Genomic DNA, 9980 nt, shown 5'->3' on the forward strand with positions numbered 1-9980 from the left:
AACAGTATCCGGGAGTCACGATTGCGGTCGCGGCGCTCGACGTCAACGACCACGAGCAGGTGCCCAAGGTCTTCGGCGAGCTTTCTGACGAGCTTGGCGGCATCGACCGCGTCGTCGTCAATGCCGGCATCGGTAGGGGCGCCCGGCTGGGTTCCGGCAAGGTGTGGGCCAACAAGGCGACGCTGGAGACCAATCTGGTTGCCGCCCTGGTGCAGATCGAAACGGCGCTGGAGATGTTCGCCAAGAGCGGATCGGGCCACCTGGTGCTGATCTCCTCGGTCCTGGGCGCCAGGGGCGTGCCGGGGGTCAAGGCCTCCTACGCCGCGAGCAAAGCCGGCATGCGCTCGCTGGGTGAATCCCTGCGCGCCGAATACGGCCGCGGGCCCATCAGGGTGTCGGTGATCGAGCCCGGCTACATCGAGTCGGAGATGACGGCCAAGTCCAACAGCACACTGTTCATGGTGGACAACGCGACCGGCGTCAAGGCGCTGGTCGACGCGATCGAGCGCGAACCCGGACGGGCGGCGGTGCCGTGGTGGCCGTGGGCGCCGCTGGTGCAGCTGATGCGGGTGCTGCCGGCCCCGCTGACCAAGTTCTTCGCCTGAGCCCTGCCGGCGGCCGCCGCTTCGGGTCAGTGCGGAACCGGCGTGTAATGCGTTGCATCGGTGGTGAATTCGGGCTTACCATAGGTCACGAGCCGGAGCTTGAGCAGCCCGATGACGTACGCATCGGTGATGTCGCGCAGCACGGGGATGCGGCTGGCGTGGCTCACTGCGGTGAAGCGTCCGATGATGAACGGTGCGGTGAGCGCGATACGCAGGAGATCCGTCGCCTCGAGTGAGACGCCCATGGCCTCGGCGATCTCGCGATCGCCATTGCAGAAGGTGCGGACGAACGTGAGCTTGCTGAAGCTCTTCTCGACCGCGTCGGCGCACCGGTCGAACAGGGTGGTGTCGGGGCGCAGGTAGGCCGCCATCGTGCCGCGGACGAGCTCTTGGCAGATGGTGTCGAATCCGTGGCGCAGCAGCGCCGAACGCGCGTGCATGACGTGGACGATGTCGGCGGGTTCTGCGGGCAGTAGTTCCTGGGGCAGGCCGAGCAAAAAGCAGCGGTACCTTGCGAATTCGACGACGGCGCGTTCGGCGGCGGTGAACGCGGTGCGGCCCTCCCGGCGCGCCTTGCGGGCCAACAGGTACTGGCCGATCATGCCGGCGGGCATCTGGTCGACCTGCGGAACGGGCATCCCGTAGACCGCGGCATCCCATTTGTCCGACTTCTTCAGGGCGTTGTAGCGGACCATCGAGTGCATCAACCGGACCATGGCGGCCGCCTCGAACCCGGGGCCGTGACGATCCAGCGCGCCGGGGAGCGTGGTGACGGCGAAGAAACTGGCCGTCTCGTTGACCCGCCGCGCGGCCCGCTTGCCCGAGAGCGCCCCGGTCAGGGCCATCGGCAGAGCGGCGTAGGTGTTGGTGAAGGTCGCGACGAAGGCACCCCGGGTGATGAAGGGCGCCAGCAGGGCGGCCGGGATCCGCTCCTGGCGGGCGCCCTCACGGACCAGGTCGAAGTCGATCCACTCCGGGGTGGCCTCCATGGCGGCGATGAACGCCGCGAGTTCGGGGGGCGCCTCGGGCACGGCTTCGATGCCCTCGCGGCAGGCCGTCTTGAGCATGTCGATCAGGTGCGTGACGCTGTGCGTCGCCATCAGCGCGGCGTAGGGATCGGCCACGACGTCGCCGAGCAGTGTTGCCGTGCTCATCAACTCGACGACGCGGTCGTCGGCGAGGATCTCCGCGCGCTCGGCGATCCAGGCGGGCAGGGCCGACTCCGCCTCGGGCTCGGTGGCCAGGCGGTCGGGCCGCCGGTCGAAGTCGAAGTCGCCGTACAGATCGGGCTGCAGATCGCGCTGGCTTCGGACCCGCTGGGCGAGTTCGGGGTAGTAAGCGACGCTGGGCATGGCAGGCGACCTCCGGCTGACGAACGCGTGGTGAGTAATACTCACAACTTGTTAGTTATGCTGTCAAGGGTGACCACCGTGGACGCCCCGAAGCGCCGGATGACCGCGCAGGGGCGGCGCGAGCAGATTCTCGACGTCACGCACGCGATCGTCGATGCCGAAGGGTTCCACGCGGCGACGCCGAATCGCATCGCCGACGCGGCCGGCATCAACCGGTCGTTGATCTATCAGAGGTTCGGGGATCTGGCGGGGCTGTTCGTCGAACTGATCGAGCGGGAGGCGGCGCGGGCCGGCGAGCAGTTCGCCGAGGCGGTCTCCGGGCTCGACGACGCCGCGGAGAACCAGTCGCTCGTGCTCGCGTTCGACGGCGTGCTGGCCGCCGTCGACGCCCACCCGGCGACGTGGCGGCTGTTCCTGTTCCCGCCGCAGGGTGCTCCGCCGCAGCTCTATGAACGCCTGGCCCAGGCGGAGGCCGTGGTGATCGAGTTCTTCGTGCGTGAACTGCTGCGGATACACCCCCGCCTGGATGAGCCCGAATACACCGCCCGGATCCTGCACGCCGCCGGGCGCGAGCTGCTGCGGCTGCACCTCGAAGACCCTCAGGCCGCGACTGCCGAGCGCCTGCGGGCCTTCGTGCGGCGTCCCGGCGCGAGAGCTCAGCCGGCGCGCCCTCGTTCGCGGCGGTAGCGACGAACGAGCGCGTCGGTCGAGCTGTCCGACTGCCGCTCGGGGGCCGCGTCGGCGGTGAGCACCGGCAGCAACGCCTTGGCCTGCGTCTTGCCCAGCTCCACACCCCACTGGTCGAACGAATCGATGCCCCAGACGACACCCTCGGTGAACACCTGATGCTCGTAGAGGGCGATCAGCTGGCCCAGCACCGACGGGGTCAGCCGGTCGGCCAGGATCGAGGTGGACGGCCGGTTGCCGGGCATCACCTTGTGCGGCACGACGTCTTCGGGCGTTCCCTCGGCGGCGATCTCCTCGGCCGTCTTGCCGAACGCCAGCACCTGGGTCTGGGCGAAGAAGTTGCTCATCAACAGGTCGTGCATGCTGCCGTCGCCCTCGGCGGTGGGCAGGTCGTCGAGGGGCTGGCTGAAGCCGATGAAATCGGCCGGCACCAACCGGGTGCCCTGGTGCAGCAACTGGTAGAACGCGTGCTGGCCGTTGGTTCCCGGTTCGCCCCAGAAGATTTCGCCGGTGTCGGTGGTGACGGGCGTGCCGTCGGCGCGCGTCGACTTGCCGTTGGACTCCATGGTCAGCTGCTGCAAGTAGGCCGCGAAACGGGACAGGTCATTGGAATAGGGCAGCACGGCGCGTGATTGGGCGCCCATGAAATCGGAATACCACAGGCCGAGGAGGCCCAGCAGGGCGGGCGCGTTGGACTCCAGTGGCGCCGTCCGGAAATGCTCGTCGACGATGTGGAATCCGGACAGGAAGTCGGCGAAGGCTGCACGGCCGATGGCGGCCATCACCGACAGCCCGATCGCCGAGTCGACCGAGTAACGCCCGCCGACCCAATCCCAGAACCCGAACATGTTGGCGGTGTCGATGCCGAAGTCGTCGACCAGTCGTTTGTTGGTGGACACCGCCACGAAATGCTTGGACACCGCGGCGTCGCCGAGTGCGTCGGTGAGCCAGCGGCGCGCGGCCGTTGCGTTGGTCAGCGTCTCCAGGGTGGAGAATGTCTTCGAGGCGACGATGAACAGCGTGGTGGCGGGGTCCAAATCGGCCAGGGTCGCGGTCAGGTCGGCGGGGTCGACGTTGGAGACGAAGCGCGCCGTGATGCCGGCGTCGACGTAATGGCGCAGCGCGTCGTACACCATCACCGGTCCCAGATCCGATCCGCCGATGCCGATGTTGACCACGGTGCCGATGCGTTTCCCGGTGGCCCCGGTCCATTCCCCGCTGCGCAGGCGGTCGGTGAAGTCCCCCATGGCATCGAGGACGGCGTGCACGTCGGCGACCACGTTCTGGCCGTCGACCACCAGTTCGGCGTTGCGGGGGAGCCGCAGGGCGGTGTGCAGCACCGCGCGGTCCTCGGAGGTGTTGATGTGCCGGCCGGCGAACATCTGGTCGCGGCGCTCCTCGAGGTGGGCGGCGCGGGCCAGGTCGACGAGCAACCGCAGCGTCTCGCGGGTGACACGATGTTTGCTGTAGTCGATGTAGAGGTCGCCGACCGTGACGGTGAGTTCGCGTCCACGGTCGGGGTCGTCGTCGAAGAGCCGGCGCAGGTGGGTGTCGCCGATGTGGTCGTAGTGCCTGCGCAGGGCGTCCCACGCTCTGGTGGCGGTGATGTCGGGGAGGGTGGGCACGAAGGTCATGTTCCGACCCTAATGCGGCCCGACGGGAGGCAGCCACCTCTGGCGACGCCGGGCGCCGGCGCGCGGCGGCCGGCGCAATCCGCTGCCGCACCGCGGAAATTCGCGGTTACGAGTGACCGAGCCGGCCTCTGCCCAGGCGTAGCAGCAGTATCGCCAGGTCCTTACCGTCGGGACCCAGTTCGCTGTAGCGTTCGATGACCTTCATCTCGCGGCTGTGCACGAGCCGGGTGCCGCCGGAGGCCATGCGGGCCCTGCCGATCGCTTGGGACACTTCCGCGCGCCGCTTGACCGCGGCGAGGATCTCGGCGTCGAGCCGGTCGATCTCCGCGCGCAACTCCTCGATGTCGGCCGCCGGTTGGCTGACGGCCATCTCGGTGTTCATCTCTTGGATCTCCGCGTTCTCGTGATGTGGGGGTTCTGGTCTCATCCGGTATCGGGCCTCACAAAAGAGACGAGCCCCGAATCGCCGAAGCGGACCACGGGGCTCTGCGAAGGCAGCTACACCATGGGCACCGCTGGCCGGTACCCAGAGAAAAATCGGCTTACCCAGTCCTGGTCGGGGGTACGCCGACGATGCTGCGCGTGGAGCACGAATCGAGTGTGCCACCTGGGGCCGCGCCCAGCAAAATCCTTCACCAGCCGCGGCGACGCGACGTGGCCGGCCACGTTCTCCGCCGTGCACCGTCGGGGCGCGTCCCGACTTGGCCCCGCGCCGTCGGTGCGCGGCGGTAAGTTTGGACCGTCATGACTGTGCACGTAACCGATGCCAAGCCCACCCCTGCAGCCGACCATCTGCTCGACGGCCTCAACCCGCAGCAGCGCCAGGCGGTGGTACACGAGGGTTCGCCGCTGCTGATCGTCGCGGGTGCCGGCTCGGGCAAGACAGCGGTGTTGACCCGGCGCATCGCCTACCTGATCGGCGCGCGCGGCGCCGGGGTCGGTCAGATCCTGGCGATCACGTTCACCAACAAGGCCGCCGCCGAGATGCGCGAACGGGTGGTCCAGCTGGTCGGAGCCCGGACTGGGCCCTCGATGTGGGTGTCCACCTTCCACTCCACCTGCGTGCGCATCCTGCGCAACCAGGCGTCGTCGATCCCCGGGCTCAACTCCAACTTCTCGATCTACGACGCCGACGACTCACGCCGCCTGCTGCAGATGATCGGCCGCGACATGGGGCTCGACATCAAGCGCCATTCGCCGCGCCTGCTGGCCAACGCCATCTCCAACCTGAAGAACGAGCTGATCGATCCCGCGCAGGCCGCGGACAACCTCGCGCAACTGTCGGACCCCTCCGACGGCCTGGCGCATACCGTCGCCTCGGTGTACGCCGAATACCAGCGACGGTTGCGGGCGGCCAACGCGCTGGACTTCGACGACCTGATCGGCGAAACCGTGGCGGTGCTGCAGGCCTTCCCCGACATCGCCGCGCACTACCGGCGCCGGTTCCGCCACGTGTTGGTCGACGAGTACCAGGACACCAACCACGCCCAGTACGTGCTGGTGCGGGAGCTGGTCGGCCGCGACGGCGCGGACGCACCCGACGGCCTGGCGCCGGCGGAGTTGTGCGTGGTCGGCGATGCCGATCAGTCGATCTACGCGTTCCGCGGGGCCACCATCCGCAACATCGAGGACTTCGAACGCGACTATCCCGATGCCACGACGATTCTGCTGGAACAAAATTACCGCTCGACGCAGAACATTCTGTCGGCGGCCAACTCGGTGATCGCGCGCAACTCCGGACGGCGCGAGAAGCGGCTGTGGACCGACGCCGGCGCCGGGGAGCTGATCGTCGGCTACGTCGCCGACAACGAGCACGACGAGGCCAGGTTCGTGGCCGAGGAGATCGACGCCCTGGTCGATCGCGGCGAGTTCACCTACAACGACACGGCCGTTTTCTACCGCACCAACAACTCGTCGCGGTCGCTGGAAGAGGTGTTCATCCGCGCCGGGATTCCTTACAAAGTCGTTGGGGGAGTAAGGTTTTACGAGCGCAAGGAAATCCGCGACATCGTCGCCTACCTGCGGGTGCTGGACAACCCCGGCGATGCGGTCAGCATGCGGCGCATCCTGAACACGCCGCGGCGGGGGATCGGCGACCGGGCCGAGGCCTGCGTGGCGGTATACGCCGAGAACACCGGTGCGAGCTTCGCCGACGCGCTCGTCGCGGCCGCCGAGGGCAAGGTGCCGATGCTCAACAGCCGCGCCGAGAAGGCGATCGCCGGTTTCGTCGAGATGCTCGACGCTCTGCGCGGCCGACTTGATGACGACCTCGGCAACCTGGTCGAGTCGGTGCTCGAGCGCACCGGATACCGCCGGGAGCTGGAGTCTTCGAGTGATCCGCAGGAGCTGGCCCGGCTGGACAATCTCAACGAACTCGTCAGCGTCGCGCACGAATTCAGCACCGACCAGGCGAACGCGGTGGCGCTCGACGAGTCGGCGCGAAACCAGGCCGACGAAGACCTGCCGGACGCCGGTGTGCTGGCGTCGTTCCTGGAGAGGGTGTCGCTGGTGGCCGACACCGACGAGATCCCCGAGCACGGCGCCGGTGTGGTCACCCTGATGACGCTGCACACCGCGAAGGGTCTGGAGTTTCCGGTCGTGTTCGTGACCGGATGGGAGGACGGCATGTTCCCGCACATGCGGGCCCTCGACGACCCGGGCGAGCTCTCCGAGGAGCGACGATTGGCCTATGTCGGCATCACGCGGGCCCGCCAGCGCCTGTATGTGAGCAGAGCCGTCGTACGGTCGTCCTGGGGACAGCCGATGCTGAACCCGGAGTCGCGGTTCCTGCAGGAGATCCCGCAGGAGCTCATCGACTGGCGGCCCACGGCGCGCGCCCCGTCGTTCAGCGCACCGGTGAGCGGCGCCGGCCGGTTCGGTACGCCGCGGGCCGCGCCGACGCGCTCAGGGGCGGGCAAGCGTCCGCTGCTGGTGCTGCAGCCCGGCGACCGGGTCACCCACGACAAGTACGGGCTGGGCCGCGTCGAGGAGGTCTCCGGCGCCGGCGAATCGGCGATGTCGCTGATCGACTTCGGCAGCTCCGGCCGGGTGAAGCTGATGCACAACCACGCCCCGCTCAGCAAGCTGTAGAACCCGCTCCGGGAACCGGCGGCTATTCCTGCAGCCAACGCTTGGTGTGCGGATGCATGACCAGCACCACGCTGGCGACCGGCAGTAGGGGGAGGGCATGCACGATCCAGGCGACGCGCGCGCCTGCGATGAACACCCCGCCGTAGGTGAGCACCGCGACGACCGCGCCGGCCACGATCAGGTATCGCCCGAGGGGGCGGTGCTGCAGCAGCATGATCACGCCGGTGACGGTGGCCACGGCAAAGACCAGCGCGAGAAATGCGATGGCGATGCAGAACAGGCGGTCGGTTCTCCACCAGCCGGCGATCAGTTCCGTGGCCACGACCGCGGTGGCCCACCCGCTGACGATGCTGACCGCGCACCCGGCGACGGCAGTCCGGTCACTCGCTGCATCGTCCGGCGCACCGGCAAAACCCTCCCGACTCCCCGCGCGGGGCCCGCCCTGATACGCCGGGGGTGGCGCGGGGGCGAACTGGCCGGTGGTCGGTCCCGGTGCCCGGGGTATCGGACCGGTGGGCGCACGCCGGATGATCCGCGACGCGGAGCCGGGCGACGCTGCCGCGGGCTCGGCTGGGCGCTGACGAGTGGGGTCGTTCGGTGAGCTCACCAGATCAACCGGTGTAATTGCCCAGTTTCAGGCCGCGCTTGGCCAGCCACGGCAGCGGGTCGATTCGTCGGCTGCCGCCCTGGAGCACCTCGAAATGCAGATGCGGTCCGGTCGAATTGCCCCGGTTGCCCATGGTGGCGATCTGGTCGCCGGCCATCACCCGCTGGCCGGCACTGACCAGCGTCGAATTGATGTGACCGTAGAGCGTGATCGTGCCGTCGGCATGGCGCAGTTTGACCAGCGCGCCATAACCTGCGGCCGGCCCCGCCTCGACGACGACGCCGTCGGAGACGGCGAGGATGGGCGTTCCGATCGAGTTGGCGATGTCGATTCCGGCGTGCAGTACTCCCCAGCGATAACCGAAGCCGGAGGTGAACATGCCCCTCGTCGGCATGACGTAGAGCGGCTGCTGCAACCGCGCCTCGCGCTGGGCGCGGGCGTTGGCGAAGGCAACGCCTTTGGCGAGTTCTTCGTTGTGGACCCCGACGTCTGCCGCGGGCTGAACGGCGATCACCTGAGCTCCCCGGCTTGCGCCGACGCCTGCCCCGCCGGTGAGTGACGATGCGTGCGCGGTCAGCACTGCCGTGGTCCTGGGGGTGTCCGCCTGGCTGGTCGCGGTGTGTGCCGCCGCGGCCGCCGCGCCGGCGGCCATCGCCGAGATGAGCAGCCGGCTCCGGGCCGCGCTGGTGGGTTGCACGCGGTGCTGGCCGCCGCGGCGCGCCATAGGTATCACCTGGGCCACCGGAATCGCCTGGGTCACCGGAATCACCTCGGTGGCATCGGGATCGCCGGGGTGCGCGCCCCCCCTGATCTCGGTGCCCGGCTCGATGTGCACCCGGACGTCGAGCCGGCGCGGGACGGACAGCCGCAGCGGGCTCATGTCGTCGCTGGCGTCGAGATCGTCGAGTTCGGGCGCCCGCAGGACGCTCGCTCCGTTGTCGAAGACGGAGTCATTGCTGAAATCCAGTTCGGCGAGTTCTCCGACGTCGTCGGCGACATCGAGGGCCTCGAAGTCGAAGCCGTCGAGTGGCAGGATTTCGGTCACGTCGTGACGATGCCGGTCCATCCTGCGGCGCGAATCACCTGACCCCGTTGCGGCGGGTGAACGAGCTAAACGGTGCTGGGATAAACGGTGCTGGGATAAACGGTGCTGGGACAAGTTGGAATGTCCTCGTATCGTGACCATAACGTTATCTGGACCCTAGGACGCTATCCGTTGACCGGAGCCACTGGCAACCTCGCGACACCATCCGACTGATTTTGTGATCTGACTCACCATCGGGGCGTCAGCTGAAAAGGCCGTGACCTGCGCCACATGGGTGGACGCGGCGTCGGGTCCCGTCCGGGGTGTGGATACAGTGCCACCGTGCGCGTTGCCGATTCGGGTACCGCCGACGGATAGGCCGAGCAGCAAGCCGAGCGAAGACAGTGAGCCCATGGACCTTTTCGAGTATCAAGCCAAAGAACTTTTCGCCAAACACAACGTACCGAGCACGCCGGGTCGGGTGACCGACACCGCCGAGGGTGCCAAGACTATCGCGACCGAAATCGGTCACCCGGTGATGGTCAAAGCTCAGGTGAAGGTGGGTGGCCGCGGGAAGGCCGGCGGTGTGAAGTACGCCGCGACCCCCAACGATGCCTACGAACACGCCACGAACATTCTCGGCATGGACATCAAGGGCCACATCGTCAAGAAACTGCTGGTTGCCGAGGCCAGCGACATCGCAGAGGAGTACTACATCTCCTTCCTGCTGGACCGGGCCAACCGCACGTATCTGGCGATGTGCTCCGTCGAGGGCGGTGTGGAAATCGAAGAGGTGGCCGCCACCAAGCCCGAGCGGCTGGCCAAGGTTCCCGTCGACGCGGTCAAGGGGGTCGACCTCGCGTTCGCGCGTTCCATCGCCGAGCAGGGTCACCTGCCGGCCGAGGTGCTCGACGCCGCCGCGGTCACGATTTCCAAGCTGTGGGAGGTCTTCGTCGCCGAGGACGCCACTCTGGTGGAGGT

The 9980-nt window shown here is 68.0% G+C and carries 9 protein-coding genes; 4 read left to right on the forward strand and 5 right to left on the reverse strand.

Annotation, left to right across the window (positions count from 1 at the left end; all coding sequences use genetic code 11):
- A partial coding sequence (locus tag AC2VOK_RS02230; RefSeq protein WP_428899024.1) for an SDR family oxidoreductase occupies positions 1–605 on the forward strand: 605 nt, incomplete at its 5' end.
- A gap of 26 nt (positions 606–631) precedes the next feature.
- On the opposite strand, the gene AC2VOK_RS02235 is transcribed toward AC2VOK_RS02230, so the two are convergent.
- The gene (locus tag AC2VOK_RS02235) at positions 632–1957 is read right to left on the reverse strand and encodes an oxygenase MpaB family protein (RefSeq protein ID WP_428899025.1); all 1326 of its coding nucleotides are present in this window, start codon (positions 1955–1957) and stop codon (positions 632–634) included.
- Positions 1958–2056: 99 nt separating this feature from the next.
- Between AC2VOK_RS02235 and AC2VOK_RS02240 the strand changes: the two genes are divergently transcribed.
- Positions 2057–2644 carry a TetR/AcrR family transcriptional regulator gene (locus AC2VOK_RS02240; protein WP_428899032.1) on the forward strand — a complete coding sequence of 196 codons (588 nt, stop codon included), beginning with the start codon at positions 2057–2059 and terminating at the stop codon, positions 2642–2644.
- Here the strand turns inward: AC2VOK_RS02240 and pgi are convergent.
- On the reverse strand, positions 2614–4278 hold the full coding sequence (pgi, locus tag AC2VOK_RS02245) for a glucose-6-phosphate isomerase (RefSeq protein ID WP_428899026.1): 1665 nt from the start codon (positions 4276–4278) through the stop codon (positions 2614–2616). The two genes, AC2VOK_RS02240 and pgi, sit on opposite strands and share 31 nt — an antisense overlap.
- A gap of 106 nt (positions 4279–4384) precedes the next feature.
- A complete protein-coding gene (locus AC2VOK_RS02250) occupies positions 4385–4705 on the reverse strand; it encodes a chorismate mutase (protein WP_428899027.1) in 321 nt (106 codons plus the stop codon).
- A 317-nt stretch (positions 4706–5022) separates the two neighbouring features.
- On the opposite strand from AC2VOK_RS02250, the gene AC2VOK_RS02255 reads away from it, so the two are divergent.
- Complete coding sequence (locus AC2VOK_RS02255) at positions 5023–7368, forward strand: UvrD-helicase domain-containing protein (protein WP_428899028.1); 2346 nt, start codon at positions 5023–5025, stop codon at positions 7366–7368.
- A gap of 22 nt (positions 7369–7390) precedes the next feature.
- Here the strand turns inward: AC2VOK_RS02255 and AC2VOK_RS02260 are convergent, their stop codons facing one another.
- Together AC2VOK_RS02260 and AC2VOK_RS02265 are read right to left on the reverse strand one after the other, a co-directional pair.
- A complete protein-coding gene (locus AC2VOK_RS02260; protein WP_428899029.1) occupies positions 7391–7975 on the reverse strand; it encodes a hypothetical protein in 585 nt (194 codons plus the stop codon).
- Positions 7976–7979: 4 nt separating this feature from the next.
- Positions 7980–9041: a M23 family metallopeptidase gene (locus tag AC2VOK_RS02265; RefSeq protein ID WP_428899030.1), complete on the reverse strand. Its 1062-nt coding sequence runs from the start codon at positions 9039–9041 to the stop codon at positions 7980–7982.
- A 370-nt stretch (positions 9042–9411) separates the two neighbouring features.
- On the opposite strand from AC2VOK_RS02265, the gene AC2VOK_RS02270 reads away from it, so the two are divergent.
- A partial coding sequence (locus AC2VOK_RS02270) for an ATP-grasp domain-containing protein (protein WP_428899031.1) occupies positions 9412–9980 on the forward strand: 569 nt, incomplete at its 3' end.

It is taken from the genome of Mycobacterium sp. TH-M116 (genome assembly GCF_057473685.1).